This is a genomic window from Streptomyces sp. f51 (genome assembly GCF_037940415.1).
Taxonomy (GTDB): Bacteria; Actinomycetota; Actinomycetes; order Streptomycetales; family Streptomycetaceae; genus Streptomyces.
In genome coordinates this window covers 7055451-7074462 of the sequence record NZ_CP149798.1, presented here as the reverse complement: position 1 = coordinate 7074462, position 19012 = coordinate 7055451, and the positions used below count along the sequence as shown (strand labels likewise).

The 19012-nt window shown below is 71.3% G+C and carries 13 protein-coding genes; 6 read left to right on the top strand and 7 right to left on the bottom strand.

Annotated elements, in window-relative coordinates; all coding sequences use genetic code 11:
- Nucleotides 1-16: 16 nt before the first annotated feature.
- Complete coding sequence (locus WJM95_RS30625; protein WP_339133608.1) at nucleotides 17-364, bottom strand: metalloregulator ArsR/SmtB family transcription factor; 348 nt, start codon at nucleotides 362-364, stop codon at nucleotides 17-19.
- Nucleotides 361-807 carry an SRPBCC domain-containing protein gene (locus WJM95_RS30620; RefSeq protein WP_339133607.1) on the bottom strand — a complete coding sequence of 149 codons (447 nt, stop codon included), beginning with the start codon at nucleotides 805-807 and terminating at the stop codon, nucleotides 361-363. Before WJM95_RS30620 ends, WJM95_RS30625 begins: the two co-directional genes overlap by 4 nt.
- 279 nt (nucleotides 808-1086) lie before the next feature.
- Here WJM95_RS30620 and WJM95_RS30615 point away from each other — a divergent pair, with 279 nt between their 5' ends.
- From WJM95_RS30615 to sulP, 5 genes are all read left to right on the top strand, one after another.
- Entirely contained in the window at nucleotides 1087-1539 is a 453-nt protein-coding gene (locus tag WJM95_RS30615) for a phospholipase (protein ID WP_339133605.1), read from the top strand.
- Nucleotides 1540-1994: 455 nt separating this feature from the next.
- Nucleotides 1995-2498, top strand: a complete 504-nt coding sequence (locus tag WJM95_RS30610; RefSeq protein ID WP_339133603.1) for a hypothetical protein — start codon at nucleotides 1995-1997, stop codon at nucleotides 2496-2498.
- Between the two features lie 42 nt (nucleotides 2499-2540).
- On the top strand, nucleotides 2541-3506 hold the full coding sequence (locus tag WJM95_RS30605; protein ID WP_339133601.1) for a polyphosphate kinase 2 family protein: 966 nt from the start codon (nucleotides 2541-2543) through the stop codon (nucleotides 3504-3506).
- A gap of 1 nt (nucleotide 3507) precedes the next feature.
- Nucleotides 3508-6231 carry an HAD-IC family P-type ATPase gene (locus WJM95_RS30600; RefSeq protein ID WP_339133599.1) on the top strand — a complete coding sequence of 908 codons (2724 nt, stop codon included), beginning with the start codon at nucleotides 3508-3510 and terminating at the stop codon, nucleotides 6229-6231.
- A gap of 96 nt (nucleotides 6232-6327) precedes the next feature.
- Nucleotides 6328-8004 carry a sulfate permease gene (gene sulP, locus WJM95_RS30595; protein WP_339135956.1) on the top strand — a complete coding sequence of 559 codons (1677 nt, stop codon included), beginning with the start codon at nucleotides 6328-6330 and terminating at the stop codon, nucleotides 8002-8004.
- Nucleotides 8005-8095: 91 nt separating this feature from the next.
- Here sulP and WJM95_RS30590 read toward each other — a convergent pair whose 3' ends face one another.
- On the bottom strand, nucleotides 8096-10615 hold the full coding sequence (locus WJM95_RS30590) for a SpoIIE family protein phosphatase (protein WP_339133597.1): 2520 nt from the start codon (nucleotides 10613-10615) through the stop codon (nucleotides 8096-8098).
- Nucleotides 10616-10862: 247 nt separating this feature from the next.
- Between WJM95_RS30590 and WJM95_RS30585 the strand changes: the two genes are divergently transcribed.
- Complete coding sequence (locus WJM95_RS30585; RefSeq protein WP_339133596.1) at nucleotides 10863-12932, top strand: SpoIIE family protein phosphatase; 2070 nt, start codon at nucleotides 10863-10865, stop codon at nucleotides 12930-12932.
- Nucleotides 12933-12934: 2 nt separating this feature from the next.
- Here the strand turns inward: WJM95_RS30585 and WJM95_RS30580 are convergent, their stop codons facing one another.
- The 4 genes from WJM95_RS30580 to WJM95_RS30565 form a co-directional block, all read right to left on the bottom strand.
- Entirely contained in the window at nucleotides 12935-13810 is an 876-nt protein-coding gene (locus WJM95_RS30580) for a YhjD/YihY/BrkB family envelope integrity protein (RefSeq protein ID WP_339133595.1), read from the bottom strand.
- 294 nt (nucleotides 13811-14104) lie between these two features.
- Nucleotides 14105-16198 carry a SpoIIE family protein phosphatase gene (locus tag WJM95_RS30575; RefSeq protein ID WP_339133593.1) on the bottom strand — a complete coding sequence of 698 codons (2094 nt, stop codon included), beginning with the start codon at nucleotides 16196-16198 and terminating at the stop codon, nucleotides 14105-14107.
- Between the two features lie 178 nt (nucleotides 16199-16376).
- The gene (locus tag WJM95_RS30570) at nucleotides 16377-17576 is read right to left on the bottom strand and encodes a beta-1,3-glucanase family protein (RefSeq protein WP_339133592.1); all 1200 of its coding nucleotides are present in this window, start codon (nucleotides 17574-17576) and stop codon (nucleotides 16377-16379) included.
- A gap of 126 nt (nucleotides 17577-17702) precedes the next feature.
- Nucleotides 17703-18980, bottom strand: coding sequence for a family 16 glycosylhydrolase (locus WJM95_RS30565; protein ID WP_339133590.1), 1278 nt, complete (start codon nucleotides 18978-18980; stop codon nucleotides 17703-17705).
- Between the last annotated feature and the right edge of the window lie 32 nt (nucleotides 18981-19012).

Sequence of the window (19012 nt, the reverse complement as noted above, 5' to 3'; positions counted from 1 at the left end):
ACATGGCACAGGGCGGTCACTCGCGTGACGCCCGTTCGGTCGCCTCGGCGATGTGCTTGATGTGGGCCAGGCGTCGGTCCCAGTCGGCGGCGAGGGCGGACATCCAGCGGGCGGTGGCGTTCAGGGCGGCCGGGCGTACGGCGTACCGCACCTCGCGCCCCACGCGCTTCCCGGTGACGAGTCCGGCGGCGTCCAGCACGGCGAGGTGTTTGACCACCGCCTGCCGTGACACGGGCAGTTCCTCGGCCAGTCGCGTGGCCGTGACCTCGCCCCCGGCCGCCAGCAGGTCGAGCAGCCGACGCCTCGTCGGGTCGGCCAGCGCGGCGAGGACGCCGTCGACCTCCTCGTACCGGTCCCCGGTCACACCGACGGCTGGGCCGCGCGCTTCCTGAACGCGTCCAGGACCTGGGGCCAGCCGTCGCTGTTGTCCTCGTGGGCCTTGCGCCGCAGCTCCTCCGACCCGGTCAGGGCCGCGAAACCGCTCTCGACGACCCGGAGCCTGGTGCCCGCGCCCTCCGGGATCAGGGTGAACTCGACCAGCGTGCTGTTGCCGTCGCTCAACTCGGCTCCGGGGAACGCGCTGGCCCAGCGGTAGGCGACGTAGGTGGGCGGCTCGACCTTCTCCACCCGCACGGGGAACTCGCCGTACCGGGGGTTCTTCACCACGGTCGACTCCCCCTCCCTGCCCGCCTCGGTGCGCGGGTCGGCCTCGTCGGCGACCCAGAACCCGGGCACGGCCACGAGCGGCCAGACCTTCTCCGGCGGCGCTTCGATCAGGGTCTCGCGTTCGATCCGGTCCTCGGACATGAGGATCACTCCTTCACAGCGGCCAATGACGCAACTCCAGGGTTGCACGACCAGCACGCTATCGCAACCTCTAGGTTGCACGTTGGAGCGAGGGGCGGGAGTACACATCCAGCCATAGGCGGCCATGGTGGTCGCGGACCTGAAACATGACACCCCAACTCCCGCGAGTTAATTGATTGTTGGGGTCCAGACACTAGGCAAGAGGGGTCGCCGTGCCGATCATCTTTGTCATGAACCTGCTGCCCGATGGGCGGGTCGCAGCCTCATGGAGGTGTTGGGATGCACCGAAGACTCGCCACCGGCCTCGCCGCCTCGGCCATGGCCCTCGTCGCCGTCACGGCGACCGCTACAGCCGCTGACGCCGCCCCGGCCGACAAGCCCCAAGTCCTGTCCAACTGGACGCAGACCAGCGCGTCGAGCTACAACACCTGGGTGGCCGCCCGCGCCAACCAGGCCGCCTGGTCAGCGTATGCGTTCGACTGGTCCACCGACTACTGCTCCGACTCGCCGGACAACCCGTTCGGCTTCCCCTTCGCCACCTCGTGCGCCCGGCACGACTTCGGCTATCGCAACTACAAGGCCGCCGGCACCTTCAGCGCCAACAAGCCGCGCCTCGACAGCATGCTGTACGCCGACCTCGAGCGGGTCTGCGCCAACTACAGCGGCGTCACGAAGGGAACATGCGACAGCACCGCGTGGACCTACTACCAGGCGGTCAAGGCACTCGGCTGACGCACGGCACTTGTCTGGACAACACCCTTCATGGTGCGAGCGGTTGACGCCATGTGTCCACCCGCGTCACCGATGTGACGCGAGCCAACCCGCCCGCACCGGGACATCACGCGCTCCGCGCCGCCCGCCCCGCCCACCCCGGCCACACCCCCGTTCCCGTGTCGTCCCTCTCCACCGGACCACGCGGGCGCGGAGCACGGCCATGGGTACGGGCCGGGTGGCGCGGACGGCCGCGCCTCCCGGCCCTTCGGGGCTCCGCGAGACGCCGGGCCCCGAGGGCCGCGGGCCGGAGCGGATCGCCCGTGAGGCGGTTTCGACCGACCGGTCCCAGAATGAGTGGGACGGCCTCGTAACCCGGCCGTCGAGCCGTCTCGGGGCAGCCGGATCGTGACCGTGGGCCTGGCGGTCCTCGCCCCTTGAGGCTCGGGACTTGCGAGCGCGCGGGTGGTCGAACGATGAAGACGGACGAGCCGGCAGCCACGGCCGACGAGAGCGGAGCAGCAGGCGCGACGCGTCGCGCCCCGGCCCGGCAGGCGGACACCGTTCCCCCCGCGCCGCCGACGGCTCCCCAGGACGTCCGTGCCGACGAGGGGGTCGCCCTCCTCCGTCTGGCGGCCAGGCTGAAGGCCGCGTACCCCTCGGTAGACCCGTCCGTGGTGGACCAGGTGGTCGCCACCGCGCGCGGCTCCTTCCGGCAGGCGAAGGTCAGGACGTACGTGCCGATCCTGGTCGAGCGCAGGGTCCGCGCGCTGCTCTCCGCCCTCGAATCCGAAGGGACCGCCCCGGCGCCGACGGCAGCGGGCGGCACGGGGGCCGGAGGGACGAGCACGCCGGGAACGGTGGAGCAGTCCGCCGAGCGGCCGCGGCGCTCTCCCCTGCTGGGCCGCTTGATCCCCGCCAGGCTGCGGCCCGCGCCCGCGTCCGCCTCCGACCTGGGAGGTGTCGGTGAGGGCCCATGACCGTGCGGTGCTCACCGTGACAGGAGAAGGGGCGGGGTCGTCATGACGGATGCCAGGGCCGAGCGTGTCGCGAAGCTCATCGAACCGCTGCGGGTCGAGCCCGGGTCGCGGGTGGACCTGGGCGAGGACTTCGACCCCCGGTACAAGGGCGGCCTGAAGAAGAAGCAGGGGGTGGAGCTGCTGCGCGCGGGCGTGTCGCTGCTCGCCGAGTACCAGGAGAGGCTGGCCGCCCAGGACACGTACGGCGTACTGCTGTGTCTTCAGGCGCTCGACGCCGGCGGCAAGGACGGCACGATCCGGCACGTCATGAGCGGGGTGAACCCGCAGGGCGTCAGGGTCAGCAGCTTCAAGCAGCCCTCCGCCGAGGAGCTCGACCACGACTACCTGTGGCGGTACGCCGCCAGGCTGCCCGCCCGCGGCGACATCGCGATCTTCAACCGTTCGCACTACGAGGAGGTGCTCGTCGTCCGGGTGCACCCGGAGGTCCTCGACCGGCAGCGGTTGCCGGCGGAGGCGCTCGGTCCTGACCTCTGGGAGCGCCGCTACCGGGCCATCAACGACTGGGAGCGCTACCTGACCGACAACGGGTTCAAGGTCGTCAAGGTCTTCCTGAACCTGTCCAAGGAGGAGCAGCGCACCCGGTTCATGAAGCGTCTTGACCTGCCGGAGCGGAACTGGAAGTTCTCCGCGGCCGACGTCCGCGAGCGCCGGCGGTGGGACGACTACCAGGAGGCGTTCTCCGAGATGCTCTCGCGGACCAGCACACCGTGGGCGCCCTGGTACGTCGTCCCCGCGGACCGGAAGTGGTTCGCGCGCATCTCCACGGCGGCGATCCTGGCGCACACGCTGATGGACATCGATCCCGCCTACCCGGTGGTCGGCAAGGCGGCGCGCAAGGAACTCCGGGCCGCACGGCGGGAGTTGGAGGCCGACGCTCCGAAGGGTGCGCCGGCCGATCCGTACGCGGCGCGGCATCGAGGCACGACCGGACCAGGATCGGAGAGCTGAGATGGCGATGCAGTCGAGCGGCCCGAAGGCTCCGGAGCGTGCCGCTCCGGAGCTCTGGTACGCGCGTGACCCGCTGGACGTCGCCTCGGCCTTCGGTGTCGACCCCGCGTCCGGACTCACCGCGGCCCGGGTCGCCGAACTGCTGGCCGAGAACGGGCCGAACGCGCTGCCGGAGGAGAAGCCGAAGCCGGCCTGGCGGCGGTTCGCCGAGCAGTACCGCAGCTACATGCAGATCGTGCTCGTGGTGGCCGCGGTCGTCTCGCTGGCCATCGCGGAGTGGACCACGGCGATCCTGCTCGTCCTGCTGACGCTGCTGAACGCGGTCGTGGGCCTGCGGCAGGAGGGGAAGGCCGAGAGCGCGATGAACGCGCTCCAGTCCATGCTCACGGCGACGGCCCGGGTGAGGCGTGAGGGGAACGAGTCGGAGATCCCGGCGGAGCAGGTGGTGGTGGGCGATGTCCTGCACATCTCCGCCGGGGACCAGGTGCCGGCGGACGGGCGGATCATCGAGGCCCACGCGCTCCAGATCGACGAGTCGGCGCTCACCGGCGAGAGCGTCCCCGCCTCGAAGGACGCCGCGACCCTGCCGAAGATCGTGCTGGGCCCCGGCGATCAGTCGAACATGGCGTTCATGCACACCCCGGTGACCCACGGCAGCGGTCTCGTGGTCGTCACCGGGACGGGTGAGGGCACCGAGCTCGGCAAGATCTCGGAGATGCTGTCGGCGACCGAGAAGGAGGAGGCGCCGCTCACCAAGGAACTGGACACGCTGACGCTGTGGATCACCGCCGCGGCCGGCCTGACCATGATCGTGATGTTCGCGCTGGGCCGCAGCCGCGACCAGGCGTGGGACGCCCTGTTCGTGAGCGCCGTCTCGCTGGCCATCGCCGCGATTCCCGAGGCCCTGCCCACGGTGACCCAGGCGATCCTGTCCGTGGGCAGCCTCAATCTGGCCAGGCGCAACGCGATCGTGAAGGAGCTGCCGTCCGTCGAGACCCTGGCGTTCACGTCGGCGATCAACTCGGACAAGACCGGCACCCTGACGATGAACCAGATGACGGCCGTCGAGGTGGTGACACCCTCCGACCGCTACACCGTCTCGGGCACGGGCTACGGCCTCGAAGGGCGGATCCATCACGCCGCCGGCTCCTCCGCCGGCATCGAGGAGGCGATCCTTCCCTACCTCGTCGCCAACGACGGCAAGCTGGTGGACGGCGAGGTCGTGGGCGATCCCACCGAGGGCGCGTTCCTGGTGCTGGCCCACAAGGCCGGTCTTGACATCGAGGCCACCCGGGAGCGGCTGCCCCGGCTGGCCACGCTGCCCTTCGACCCGACGTACAAGCTGATGGCCACCTTCAACTCCACCGTGGACGCGGGCGGGCGCCCGGTGGTGCGCTGTTTCGTCAAGGGCGCGGCCCCGGCGGTCCAGGCGCGTGCGACGAGCGCGCTGTCGGGTGGCGCGACGGTTCCGTGGGACGCGGAGCTCGGCCGGCGGGCCGACGAGCAGGGCGAGCGCATGGGCGGGGAGGGACGCCGGGTGATGGCGGCGGCCACCCGGGACCTGGACCCGGCCGCGTTCGATCCGGACGGGGACCTGCTCGGCTATGTCACCGGGCTGCGGATGACGAGCCTGGTCGGGATGGTCGACCCGCCGCGTGAGGAGTCCAAGGCGGCGGTGGCCAGTGCCCAGGCGGCCCACATCCGGGTCCGCATGGTGACCGGGGACGATGTCACCACGGGTGCCGCCATCGCCCGGCAGCTGGGGATTCCGGGCGAGGCCGTGCTCGGCGCCGACTTCGCCGCGCTGCCGGAGAGCGAGCGGCTGGCCCGTATCGACGGCATCGGCGTGGTGGGGCGGGTCGCGCCCGAGCACAAGGTGCTGCTCGCGGACACGCTGAAGAAGAAGGGCGCCGTCGTCGCGATGACCGGCGACGGTGTCAACGACGCCCCCGCCATCAAGGCCGCCGACATCGGCATCGCCATGGGCAGCGGTACGGACGTGGCGAAGAACGCGGCCCGGATGATCCTGTCCGACGACAACTTCACGACGATCGTGTACGCCGTCGAGCAGGGCCGCAAGCTCTACGACAACCTCACCAAGTACATCCGGTTCGTCCTGCTGCTGCTGGTCACGTTCGTGCTGACCTTCCTCGGGGCGACCATCTTCAACATCGCGGCCGGTGAGCCGTTCACCCCGCCGCAGGTGCTGTGGATCCACTTCGTGGTCAACGCCTCGTTCGGCTTCGCGCTCGGCTTCGACCAGGAGAGCGCGGGGCTGATGCGGCGCAGGCCGCGGCCGCGGGGGGAGTCGGTGCTGACGCGGCCCGTCATGGTGACGGTGGGCCTGAGCGGACTGGCGATCACGCTGATCCTGCTCGGGCTGATCAAGCTGGGCGAATCCCACTACGACAGCGTCCGGATCGGCAGCTCCATCGCGTTCACGGCGTTCGCGCTCTGTCTGATCGTGGCCGCGTTCGAATGCCGCAGCGAGACGGACTCGGTGCTGACGCCGAGCACGTTCGACAGCAAGCAGATGAACTGGACGGCGCTCGCCCAGTTCGTCCTCGCGGTCGCGGTGACCCAGCTGGACGGGTTCCGCCGCATCCTCGGCACCACCGAGATCGACGCGCGGCAGTTCGGCTGGGCCCTGCTGTCCGCCGTCGCGTTCCTGGTCGTGTGGGAGGTGGGCAAGTTCCTGGCCCGCAGAGCCCGGCGTACCGACTGACCGCACGGGCCCTGTCCATGGACCCGCCGCCACGATCCGAAGGACTGGCCCGTGTCGAAGCACCACGGCACTCCGGGCGGAGGGTGGCGCATCCCTGTGCCGGCGCTGCCGGGGGTCCCGGTGCTCAGGCACTACCGGCGGAGCTGGCTGCGCGGCGACCTGCTGGCCGGGGTGACGGTGGCCGCCTATCTGGTGCCGCAGGTCATGGCGTACGCCAGTGTCGCCGGGCTGCCGCCCGTGGTGGGTCTGTGGGCGATCCTGCCCGCCATCGTGCTGTACGCCCTGCTGGGTTCGTCGCGGCTGCTGTCGGTGGGGCCCGAGTCGACGACGGCGCTGATGACCGCGACGGTCGTGGGACCGCTCGCCGGCGGCGATCCGAAGCGGTACGCGGTACTGGCCTCGGCGCTCGCCGTCGCCGTGGGCCTGATGTGTCTGGTGGCCTGGGCGGCCCGGCTCGGCTTCGTGGCCGATCTGCTCTCCCGGCCCGTGCTGATCGGCTATCTGGCGGGCGTGGCCCTGATCATGATGGTGGATCAGCTCACGAAGCTCACCGGGGTGCCGACGGAGGGTTCGGGGTTCTTCCCGAAACTGGCCTCCTTCCTCGGCAACCTGGACGAGATCCATCCCGCCACGGTGACGTTCAGCGCGGCGGCCCTGGTCGTGCTGTATCTGGCCACGCGCTTTCGCTGGCGCGTCCCGGGGCCGCTGCTCGTGCTGGTCGCCGGTACGGCCGTGGTGGCGGCCTTCGGCCTCCAGGACCACGGCATCGCGGTGATCGGGGAGATCCCGGCCGGACTCCCCCGCCCGGACTTCCCGCCGCTCGACACCCTGCCCCAGCTGCTGCTGCCCGCGGTCGGTGTCCTGCTCGTGGGCTACACCGACTTCATCCTGACCGCGCGCGCCTTCACGGCCGAGGACGGCGGCAGGACGATGGACGCGAACCAGGAGCTGCTGGCGCTGGGCGCGGCGAACCTCGGCGCGGGCACCCTTCAGGGGTTCCCGGTCAGCAGCAGCGCCAGCCGTACGGCACTCGCGCAGTCCACGGGCGCGCACACCCAGGCGTACGGGCTCACGGCCGGAGTGTCCGTCCTCGCCGTCCTGCTCTTCCTGAGTCCCCTGCTCACCGACACGCCGTCGGCCGTCCTCGGCGCGCTGGTCGTCTACGCGGCGATCCGGATGATCGACCTGGCCGGGTTCCGCCGCCTCGCGTCCTTCCGGCTGCGCGAACTCCTGCTGGCCGTCGGCTGTCTCGTCGGCGTCCTCGCCCTCGACATCCTGTACGGGGTGCTGGTGGCCGTGGGCCTGTCGGTCGCCGAGCTGCTGAGCAGGGTGGCCCGCCCGCACGACGCGGTCCAGGGTCTGGTGCCGGGTCTGGCGGGCATGCACGACGTCGACGATTTCCCGGACGCCCGCGTGATCCCGGGTCTGCTGGTCTACCGCTACGACTCCCCGCTGTTCTTCGCCAACGCGGAGGACTTCCGGCACAGCGCCCTGGACGCGGTGGCCGAACAGGAGGTCCCCGTCCGGTGGTTCGTGCTCAACGCCGAGGCCAATGTCGAGGTGGACATCACCGCGCTCGACTCGCTGGACCAGATGCGCCGTGAACTCGGCGAGCGTGGCATCGAGTTCGCGATGGCCCGGGTCAAGCAGGATCTGCGCGACGATCTCGACGCCTACGGTCTGAGCGAGTCCGTCGGCGAGGACCGGATCTTCCCCACGCTGCCCACGGCGGTCGCCGCGTACCGCTCCTGGTGCGACGCCGAGGGCGGCTGACCCGGGCGCCGAAGGCCGCTGCCCCTGGCGCCGAGGGCGCCCGACCCCGGCGCCGAGGACGGCTGGCCTCGGCGCCCGGGGCGGCTGCGCCTCAGGGGATCTCCTGCTCCGCCCAGATGATCTTTCCCTCCGCCGTGTAGCGGGCGCCCCAGCGGTGGGCGAGCTGGGCCACCAGGAACAGGCCCCGGCCGCCCTCGTCCGTGCTCCGGGCGTGTCTGAGCCGTGGGGCGGTGCTGCTGGCGTCGGAGACCTCGCAGGTCAGCCGGGTGTCGCAGAGCAGGCGCAGCCGGATCGGGGGGACGGCGTAGCGGATCGCGTTGGTGACGAGTTCGCTCACGATGAGCTCGGTGGTCATGGTCAGTTCCCCGAGTCCCCAGCCTTCCACGGCGCTCGTGGCGCGGGCCCGCAGCTCGGAGACGGCGGCCGGGTCCACCGGTACCTCCCAGGAGAGGACATGGTCGTCCCCCAGGCTGTGGGTGCGGGCCAGGAGCAGGGCGATGTCGTCGGGCTGGGGAACGGGCACGAGCTGCCGTACGGCGGCCGCGCACAGCGCGTCGAGATCGGGGTCGGGCCGGGCCAGCAGCTCCCCCAGCTGGGCCATGCCGAGCTCCATGTCGTAGTGCGCTCCCGCCACCAGGCCGTCGGTGTAGAGGCCGATGAGGGTGTTCTCGTCGAGTTCGACCTCCCGGCTCTCGAAGGCCATCCCGCCGAGGCCGAGCGGAGGGCCGGCAGGCAGCTCCGGATAGGAGAACTGGCCGTCGGGCGCTACGAACACGGGGGGCGGATGACCGGCCCTGGCCATCGTGCAGCGCCTGGTGACGGGATCGTAGACGGCGTAGAGGCAGGTCGCGCCGAGGAAGGACGCGGTGGTGCTCCGGACGGCCTCCTGGTCCGTGGTGCGCCGGGCCGCCTCCTGGTCCGTGACGGTTCCGTCGGCCCGCTGTTCCTGGGTGCGCTCCTCGCTGAGCCGGAGCACGAGGTCGTCGAGGTGCGCCAGCAGTTCGTCGGGGGGAAGCTCCATGTCGGCGAGGGTCTGCACCGCGGTGCGCAGCCGGCCCATGGTGGCGGCGGCGGTGATGCCGTGGCCGACCACGTCGCCGACGACCAGGCCGACCCGGGCTCCGGAGAGCGGGATGACGTCGAACCAGTCGCCGCCGACCCCGCCGCTCGGGTCCGCGGGCAGATACGACGAGGCCACCTCAAGGGCCGTCCCGCCCGACAGCGCGTGGGGCAGCAGACTGCGCTGGAGGGTGACCGCCGCGGTGTGCTCGCGGGTGTAGCGGCGGGCGTTGTCGACGCACAGCGCCGCGCGTGCCACCACCTCGCGGGCGAGCAGGACGTCGTCGGGCTGGAAGGAGACCGGGTTGAGCGAGCGCAGGAACGTGGTGAGTCCGAGGGCGGTGTTGCGCGCCCGCATCGGCACGGAGATGAGGGAGTGGAGGCCGTACCGGCGGATGCTGGCCGCTCTCGCGGGCTCCTCGGCGATCCACAGGTCGTCGTCCGGATCGAGGACCGGGATCAGGACCGGCTCGCCGCTGGTGAGCAGCAGCACGTCGTGGGGCGGCGGGAGGAAGTCCGCCCGGTCGCCGACGCGGGCCACGGCCTCCGGGCATCCCTCCCGTACGGAGCTCATCCCCGCGCGCCGCATCATCGGTCTGGCGGGCGCTGGACCGGCGTCCGAGAGCCAGGCGCCGTGCCCCTCGGTGCTGAGGACGGACTCCAGGAGGTCGACGATGACGAAGTCGGCGAACCGCGGGACGGCGAAGTCGGCGATCTCCTGGGCGGTGCGCATGACGTCGAGGGTCCCGCCGATGGTGGTCCCGGCCTCGTTGACCAGCGACAGGAGCTGCCGGGCGTTCCAGCGTTCGGTGACGTCCAGGACCATGTAGCAGACGCCGGTGTAGGAGTTGTCGACCCCGAGCAGCGGGAAGAAGGAGGACGAGTAGGCGTGCCGGCGGTGGGGGTCGGCCCAGCTCCATCCCAGGTACTCGTAGTCGATCATCGGTTCGCCGGTCGCGAGGACCTTGCGCATCAGTCCCTCGATGGTCTCCGCCTGGAGTCCCGGCAGCAGTTCCGTCAGCCGCCGTCCGAGCCGCTGGTCGCGGGGCACACCGCCGAGGTGTTCGAGGGTGTCGTTCATCCAGACGTAGCGCAGCTGGAGGTCGAGCACCGCCATGCCGACCGGCGAGCGGGTCAGGAACCCGTCGAGGAAGGACGGGCCCACCGTCCACTGCCGTCTGCGGTCCCGTGCCGAGATCAGGAAGCACTCGCTGCCGCCGATGCCGAAGGAGGCGGAGACCCGCAGGTCCACCTCGATGTGCCGGCCGTCGCGGTGCAGCAGGGGGGCGCGACCGCTCCAGCCCACTCCGCCGCGGCAGCGCTCGGCGACCGCCGCCACCCGTGAGGGGTCCCTGGGCATCGCGAGCAGCCGGGCGGCCGGGGAGCCGACCGTTTCGGCGGCCGGGTGCCCGAGGAGCGCCTCGGCGCCCCTGGTCCAGCCGATCACGACCCCGTCGGCCGACACCACGGCCGCCGCGTCGGTGGACGCGTCAAGGGGACCGCCCGGTCCTTCGGACACGGGCGCGTCGGAACCTTCCTGAGCAGAAACCATGAAGCTCTCATCCTCTACAGGACCATGTTCCTGCTTGTCCGCCCGATGTGCAGGCCCGGCGGGCGATCACCGCCCGGGGGCGGTCAAGGACGCCCACTCCTTGAGCCTGAGCATGCCAACGAAGGCGCCTGGAGTGGGCAAGCCCGTGGGCAGGGCGCAGCATGGAAGGGCCGGGCTCGGCACACAGGTGCCCGGCGGCGGCCACGGAGCCCGGCACACCACGCCGGCCGGTGGAGGAGGGCCAGGTATGACAGCCGAGTCCACGCAGTCCGAGGGCGCGGGCAGCCACGACCCCCGAGCGACCCGGCCGACCGGTCTGCTGGACGTGCTGCGTGTGGGCGCGCTGGTCCTCGACTCCGACGGACGCATCGTGTTCTGGACCCCCCAGGCCGAGGAGCTCATCGGGTACACGGCGGAGGAGGCCCTCGGCAAGTACGCGGCGCGGCTGATCATCCACCCGGAGAACCTCCAGTCCGTCAGCGAGCTGTTCGCCGACGTCCTGGAGACGGGGCGCAGTTGGGCGGGCGCGTTCCCGATCCGGCACAAGGACGGCAGCACCCGTCTCATGGAGTTCCGCAACATGCGGCTCCTGGACGACCACGGGGACGTCTACGCCCTGGGCATCGCGGCCGACCACACGCTTCTCCAGCGCGTCGAGACCGATCTGGCGCTGTCCGAGCAGCTGATCAACCAGTCACCCATCGGGCTGGCCCTGATGGACCCCGACCTGCGCTATCTCATGGTCAACCCGGCCCTGGAACGGATCGACGGCATCCCCGCCGAGGACCATGTCGGCCGGCATCTGCGCGAGACCCTGCCGTTCCCCGACGTGGACACCGTCGAGTCGGCGCTGCGGCAGGTGCTCACCACCGGCACACCGCTGCTCGACCAGTACCACGTGGGCCGCCCGCCCGTCGATCCCGAGCACGAACACGCCTGGTCCCTGTCCTTCTACCGGCTGGAGGATCCGGGCGGGCGGGTCCTCGGGGCGGCCGCCTCGGTCGTCGACGTGACCGAACGCCACCGGGCGGCGGCCGAGGCCGACCGCGCGCGGCGCCGCCTCGCGCTCGTCGCCAGTGCCTCGACCCGGGTCGGCACCACCCTGGAGGTGGAGCAGACCGCGCGTGAGCTGGCGGACATCGCCACGCCCGAACTGGCCGACGTGGTCGCGGTGGACGTCCTCGACTCCGTCCTGGCCTGCCGCCCCAGGCGCCAGCCGGACAACGGCCCGGAGTTCTTCCGCGCCCTCGCGCTCAAGGCGTCGCACCCCACCGTGGCCCTGCGCGCGGCCGATCCTCCGGGCGACCTGGCCACGTACGACGGCGACCGTCTGGTGACCCTGTGCGTCCACACCGGCAGGCCGGTCCTGGTGCGGCACGTCGACGAGCGCGATCTGCCGCGGATCGCCCGCGACGCCGAGGGCACGGCCCTGCTGGCGCAGGCGGGGGTCCACTCGTATCTCGCGGTGCCGCTGATCGCGCACGGCGAGGTGCTCGGCGCGCTCGACCTCAAGCGCACCCGCAATCCGCTCCCCTTCGACGAGGACGACGTGGTCCTCGCCGGTGAACTGGCCACCCGTGCCGCCGTGGCCATCGACAACGCCCGCTGGTTCCAGAGCGTGCGCAACACCGCCGTCACGCTCCAGCGCAGCCTGCTGCCCGAGCACCCCCCGCATCTGACCGGCCTGGAGGTCGCGTCCCGCTATCAGCCGGCCCAGTCCACCAGCGAGGTCGGCGGCGACTGGTACGACGTGATCCCGCTGGCCGGCGACCGGACCGCGCTGGTCGTGGGCGACGTCATGGGCAACGGCATCGACGCGGCCGCCACCATGGGCCGGCTGCGCACCGCGACCTGCGCCTACGCCGACCTCGATCTCGACCCCGGGCAGGTGCTGCACCACCTCGACAAGATCACGTGCGATCTGGAGCACTACATCGTGACGTGCCTGTACGCCGTGTACGACCCGCACAGCAGACAGTGCCGCATCGCCAACGCCGGACACATGCCGCCCGCGCTGGTCCGTGACGGCGCCGCGCCCGAACTGCTGAACCTGCCCACGGGCGCTCCCCTGGGGGTCGGCGGCATCGCCTTCGAGACCACGACGGTCGAACTCAACCCCGGTGATCTGCTGGTCCTCTACACGGACGGTCTCGTCGAGACCCGGCTGCATCCCATCGACGTGCGGCTGAACCTCCTGCTGTCCTTCCTCGAAGAGGGGAGCGGTCCGCTGGAGGAGATCTGCGACCTGCTGCTGTACGGTCTGCGCAACTCCGACGACCACGACGACGTCGCCCTGCTCGTGGCCCGCGCGAAGTAGCCCTACGGCTCCTTCGCGCCCTTCGCGTCCTTCGCCTCCTTCGCCTCCTTCGCGCGACGGCGGGAGGAGACCTGTTCGCGGGTGGTGCGCCAGCGCAACCTGGCCTGTTCGACGACGCTGTCCCATTCGCGGCGGACCTCGTCGTCCGAGGGCCGGTCGCCCACGCGGATCCGGTCGAGTTCGTCACGCATCTCGCGTCCGAGGGCCGCCGAGGCGACCATCACGAACATCGCGGCGAACAGCGCCGAGATCATCGCGAAGACGGCGCCGATCGCCCCGTAGCGTCCGGCGTAGGAGTTGAACAGGCGCGGCAGGTAGACGGACGCGCCCACCGAGTAGAGCGCGGTCAGCACGGCGGCCGTGATGCCGAACGGCAGCAGGTCGCGCCAGGAGATCCGCTTCGCGGACAGCGTCCAGCCGCTCCAGACCAGGAAGGCCACGCTCACCGGGATCTCGCACGCCGAGGCCACCACCCCGAGCTTGCTCCCGCCGAGGAGCGTGTGGAGCCACCCGGTGACGACCGCGTAGCCGCCGAGCCCGAGGATCCACCACAGGCCGTTCCTGGTGTTGCGCACGCTCAGCGGGGTCAGTTCCCATGTCTGCTCGAACAGCCGCTGCGAGGCCCGCGCGAAGCTCAGGACGGAGATGATCAGGAACAGGCTCCCGAAGACGCCCACGCTCGCGCTGGCGCTCTCCGCCGGGTCGAGGAGCGACTTGACCGCCTGGGCGCCCTGACCGGTGAGGCCGTAGCGCTGGACGATCCGGTCGGCGGCGTCGTAGTCCGAGAAGCTGCTCAGCAGGGCGCCGATGAGGATCGTGAGCGGGATGAGCGCGGTGAGGGCGCTGGACGCGAGGGCCATCGAGCGGTCGAAGCCCACGAGCTTCTGGAACCGGTTCAGGACGCGCAGCGCGAACGCGGGACGCAGCCAGAACGTCAGCGTCCTGACGAGGCGTTCGCGATTGATCCCCGCCGTCCTGTCCTCCGCAACCTCGGTCCCGGTATGGCGCTGCGAGCGTAACGGACGGCCCCGCGGCCCCGGCCCGGCGACACGGCGGACGGACGCGTCCGGGTGGACGACCGCGGCGGGGGCCGTCCGGTCGGCCCACGCCGACCGGCCGCCGTCACGCCGTCGCCGTCGCCGTCGCCCGGACGGGGCGGGCCCGCTCCGCGCTCATCCGTCCTCGGAGAGCGCGACCTCCGCCCAGATGGTCTTGCCGCGGTTCTCGGGCCGGGTGCCCCAGCGTCTGCTGACCTGCCAGGTGAGGTAGAGGCCGCGGCCGCCCTCGTCGACCTCCTCGGCGTGCCGGAGGTGCGGCACGGTGCTGCTGTCGTCGGTCACCTCGCAGACGACGACCTGGCCGTCGAGGATGAGCCGGACGTCGATGGGACCGTCCGAGTACCGGACCGCGTTGGTGACGAGTTCGCTCACCACGAGAGTGACCGTGAAGGCGTGCTGCCCAAGTCCCCACTCCTCCAGCGCGCGCTCGGTGCGGGCGCGGGCCTCGGAGACGGACGCCGGGTGGTTGGGCAGCGTCCACGAGGCGACCTGCTCGGTCCCCAGACCGCGGGTGCGCGCCAGCAGCAGGACCGCGTCGTTCTCCATCTGCTCCGGAGTCAGTTTGTAGAGCACCTCGTCGCAGATCTCCTGGAGCGGCCGGCCCGTGGGCTGCAACGCGTCGCCGACACGGCCCAGTTGCTCCAGCGGATCGTCGGACACCGCACGCAGCAGGGCGGTGTTGGACAGCAGCAGGAGGCTGCCCTCGGGGATCTCGAACTCGGCGGTGCCGTACTTCGCCAGGCCACGGCCGAGCGGCGGTCCCGTGGGGGTCACGGCGTACTCGACGGTCCCGTCGGGCAGGGCGAGCACCGGGGACGGATGCCCGGCGCTCGCGACGGCGCAACGGCGGGTGACGGGGCTGTACACGAGGTAGAGGCACGTGGTGTCCTGGCGCTCGTCGTCCGCCGGGGCGTCCCGGAACCGCGGCCGTTCGCCGTGCAGCCTGGTCACGAGGTCGTGCAGCCGTTCCAGTACCTCTTCGGGTGCCAGGTCGAGGACGGCCAGCGCACTGATCGCGGCCCGCACCTCGCCCATGGTGGCGGCGGCCTCCAGACCCCGGCCCGCGGTGTCGCCCGCCACCAGGGCCACCCGGGCCCCGGACAGCGGAATCACGTCGAACCAGTCGCCGCCCGCGCCCAGCGGGCAGTAGCTGTAGGCGGTCTCCACCGCACCGTGTCCGAGGACGCGGGCCGGCCGCAGACTGAGCTGGAGGATCCGGGCGGCCGACCGCTCCCTGGCGTACAGCCGGGCGTTGTCCAGGCACAGGGCCACGCGATCGGCGAGTTCGGCGGCCAGCGCGAGCTCGCCCTCGTCGAAGGGGTGGGGGGTGTGGTGGCGGTAGCAGTGGGCCACCCCGATCACGGATCCGCGGGCGACGAGCGGCAGCACGAGCAGGGAGTGCGCCCCGGCGTCGAGGAGCCGCCGCCCGCGCACCGGCTCCCGCGGCAGCCATTCCGCCTCGGGGTTCAGATGCTCCACCCTGCGCGGCCGGAGGTCGGAGAGGCACTGCGCGAAGGGTGTCGCGGTGGAGAGGCCGACCGCCTCGCCGACGGAGGGCAGGTACCGCTCGGCGTCGTGGGCACGGGAGCGGCGGCTCGTGCACCGCAGGGCCCCGTACTCCAGGACGGTGCCCGGCTCTCCGACCTCGCCCCGCAGGACCGAGTCCAGGACCTCGACCACCACGGTGTCGGCCAGCGCGGGAACCATCTCGTCGGCGAACTCCTGGGCCGTGCGGAAGATGTCGAGCGTCGTGCCGATGCGGCCGCCCGCCCGCTCCAGCAGGGCCAGACGGGCCGCCGACCGGGTCCGCTCCGTGATGTCCACGACCGCCGTCGCGAGCCCCAGGATGTCTCCGGCCGAGTCCTCCAGGCGGAAACAGGAGAGCGACAGGACGATCTCGGGCTGGTCGGGTCTCAGATGGCCGCGCACCTCGATGTCGAGCGCCGGCACGCCCGTCTCCAGCACCCGGAGCAGGATCGACTCGTAGTTCCCGGCGTAGAAGTCACCGGCCCACTCCCTGGGGTGACGCCCCAGGGCCTCCTCCAGGGCGAACGCCTTGACGAAGCGGGCCGCCGTGTTGAAACGCACCAGACGGAGCCGCGTGTCGAAGACGTGCAGCCCTACGGTCGACTCGGAGAAGAGCGCTCCGAGGACGGCCTTGTCCAGTTCCGGGTCCGGTCGGCCACGTCCACCCAACGATGCACCCATGACCCTTCCGTAGACCGTTGACCACCTAAACATTCCTGTTTGTCAGAGTTCCACCATATTCGCTCAGCGGTGACGCGCGACCGGAGCGCGGCGCGGCCGGCCCTCGCGCGACCGTGCCCGTGCCGTTCACCGGCCCGGATCCGGCGCCCCGCCCGGCCGGGGCGGGGCGCCCTCGGCCCTAGAAGGGCGACAGGGTCAGACGGATCGCCTTGGGGGCGGTGTCCTGGATGAAGGACGCGAAGTCGGCCACGTCGTCGAAGGCGAAGCCGTACGCCTTGCCGTCCTTGGTGGCCGCGTGCACGGCCTTGGAGTAGTGGTTGGTGAGCTTGGTCCGGTAGAAGTCCGCCGCCTTGGTCGTCGGCTGCGCCGGGTTGCTGAGCAGGGTGGTGCGGTTGAATCCGGCGCCGAGCACGGCGGCCACCGGTCCGGTGGTGCCGTCGTTGGGTGCGGCGAGGGTGCCGTCGCAGAACAGGACGTCACGGGTGGAGGGCTTGGCGAACGAGACGGAGGCGGGCCCCGTGAAGGTGAACCTGCCCCCGCGCACCCGGCCGGTGAACGTGCCCGCGTTGGTCTTCACGGTCAGGTTCTTGCCGGTGTACGTGCTCCACACCTGGTCGATGTACGGGGCGAGGTAGTCCTTGGCGAACAGGCCCGCGTCCAGGCCGTGACCCGGGGCGATGATGCGGGTGTCGCCGACCACGAGGGGCGCGAAGTCCGCGTTCCGCTTGATCGCGGCGAACGCGGCGGCCCGTCCGCCGTCCCGGACGGTGCCGGTGGTCTGCTGCTTGGCCCCGGTCAGCTGGATGTTCATGGGCACGCTGAACATGTCGACCATGGTGGTGTTGCAGAACATGCCGGCCGCGTTGAAGGTGAACTCGGCACAGTCGTGCAGCACCCCGAAACTGGGGTCGGACTTGACCCAGCCGGCCGGGAACTGGAGGGCCGCGTTGCCGTTGCCGTCCTTGACCACCTTGAGCTTCAGTTTCGCGCCCAGCGACACATAGATGCGGCCCGACATGAACGGGAGGCTGAGCTTGGTCTCCCCGCTCTTGGCCAGCGTGAGCGCGTAGTCGGTGAATCCGTTCGCGCCGTTGTCCGAGAGGGCGATCGGCGCGAGCCGTCCGTCCTGGGTGACCCGGACCTGCTTCCCGTTCTGGTTGCCGACGATGTACACGTGCACCGACGCGTTGCCGAACGAACCGCTGTTGTTGACGATCGTCAGCGGGAGCGAGCCGGCGGCGGCCTTGGTGGTGGTGTTCGTCTGGCCGGCCATGGCGTACGGCGCGATCGCCGCGATGGCGGGTGCCGCGACGGCCGCGCCGCCGAGGGCGAACAGCGTCTTGCGACGGGTCAGGTTCCGCTGGTGACGAGCCGTCATGAGGTGCGTGCTCCTTGGTGCTTGTGCCTCGGAGAGGCGGTGGGGGATGTCAGGAGGGCCGAGGGTGGGATCAGCCAGGGTCGGGGTGGAGTCGGAGGCCTTCCGACGCGGGCGAGGTGAGCTCGGTCAGCCGATGGCCCATTTCTGGTTGGCCGACGCGGCGCAGGTCCAGATCTGGAGCCGGGTGCCGTCCGCCGAGGAGTTGTCCTTGGCGTCCAGGCACTTGCCCGAGCCGGTGTTCGTCAGGGCGCCCGCGGAGTCGAGGTTCCACTGCTGCGCCGGTGTGCCGTTGCAGCCGTAGAGCTGGACCGGGGTTCCGTTCTCGCTCGACGCGGCCCGTACGTCGAGGCACTTGCCCAGGGCCCGTACGGTGCCGTCCGCGCCGACGGTCCACTTCTGGGCGTCGGCGCCGTTGCAGGTGTGGAGCTGGATCGGCGTCTCGTCGGCGCTGGAGGCACCGGCCACGTCGACACACATGCCGCCGATGCCCTTGATGGCGCCGGTGGTGCCTGTTCCGGTGGCGGGCTTGCCGCCGTCCGCGGCGGTGACCCGCACGTAGTCGACGGTCATGGTCTGCGGCAGCGAGGTCGAGGAGTCCGGGCTGCCGGGCCAGTCACCGCCGACGGCGAGGTTCAGGATGACGAAGAAGGGGTGGTCGTAGACCCACTTGTTGCCGTTCACGTCGGCGGGCGTGCGGGTCTCGTACGCCTGCCCGTCCACGGACCAGGTGATGGCGGTGGGGCTCCAGTCGACCGCGAAGACGTGGAAGTCGTCCGCGAAGGCCCTGCCGTTCGGCAGCGTGTACGCGGCGCCGATGCCACCGGCGCCGGAGTACCCCGGACCGTGGATGGTCCCGTGCACCGTGCCGGGTTCCTTGCCGACGTTCTCCATGACGTCGATCTCGCCGCTGTTCGGCCAGCCCACGCTGCCCAGGTTGTCGCCCAGCATCCAGAAGGCCGGCCAGACACCCTGCCCGCGCGGCACCTTGATACGGGCCTCGAAGTGGCCGTACGCCTGGGTGAAGGCCTGTGCGGTGTTGAGCCGGGCCGAGGTGTACTGACAGGTTCCGTTCCAGCACTGGAGGCCGCCGTCGCCGTTCTTGCGGGCGGTGATGACCAGGTGGCCGTTCCCGTCGAGGGCGGCGTTGTCGGTGCTCTTCGTGTAGTACTGGAGCTCGTGGTTTCCGTTGCCCGAACCACCCGTCTCCAGCGTCCACTTGGCGGAGTTCGGCGCGCTTCCGGCGGCTCCGTCGAACTCGTCGGACCAGGTCTGCGAGGCCGAGGCGGCGTGGGCCCGGTTCGCGGCCGGACCCGTGGCGGTGAACAGGACACCACCGGCGACGCCCGTGGCGAGCAGCAGCGCGAGCCCTCCGAGGGACCAGCGGCGTGCGCGATGAACAGCCATGACTGAACACCTCTTGTCTGTGCGGCTGTGGG

Bases quoted from the DNA above. Each gene is read 5' to 3' on its own strand.
- WJM95_RS30565 (WP_339133590.1), bottom strand. From the start codon at position 18,980: ATGGCTGTTCATCGCGCACGCCGCTGGTCCCTCGGAGGGCTCGCGCTG.
- WJM95_RS30605 (WP_339133601.1), top strand. From the start codon at position 2,541: ATGACGGATGCCAGGGCCGAGCGTGTCGCGAAGCTCATCGAACCGCTG.
- WJM95_RS30610 (WP_339133603.1), top strand. From the start codon at position 1,995: ATGAAGACGGACGAGCCGGCAGCCACGGCCGACGAGAGCGGAGCAGCA.
- WJM95_RS30620 (WP_339133607.1), bottom strand. From the start codon at position 807: ATGTCCGAGGACCGGATCGAACGCGAGACCCTGATCGAAGCGCCGCCG.
- WJM95_RS30590 (WP_339133597.1), bottom strand. From the start codon at position 10,615: ATGGTTTCTGCTCAGGAAGGTTCCGACGCGCCCGTGTCCGAAGGACCG.
- WJM95_RS30575 (WP_339133593.1), bottom strand. From the start codon at position 16,198: ATGGGTGCATCGTTGGGTGGACGTGGCCGACCGGACCCGGAACTGGAC.
- WJM95_RS30585 (WP_339133596.1), top strand. From the start codon at position 10,863: ATGACAGCCGAGTCCACGCAGTCCGAGGGCGCGGGCAGCCACGACCCC.
- WJM95_RS30570 (WP_339133592.1), bottom strand. From the start codon at position 17,576: ATGACGGCTCGTCACCAGCGGAACCTGACCCGTCGCAAGACGCTGTTC.
- WJM95_RS30600 (WP_339133599.1), top strand. From the start codon at position 3,508: ATGGCGATGCAGTCGAGCGGCCCGAAGGCTCCGGAGCGTGCCGCTCCG.
- WJM95_RS30615 (WP_339133605.1), top strand. From the start codon at position 1,087: ATGCACCGAAGACTCGCCACCGGCCTCGCCGCCTCGGCCATGGCCCTC.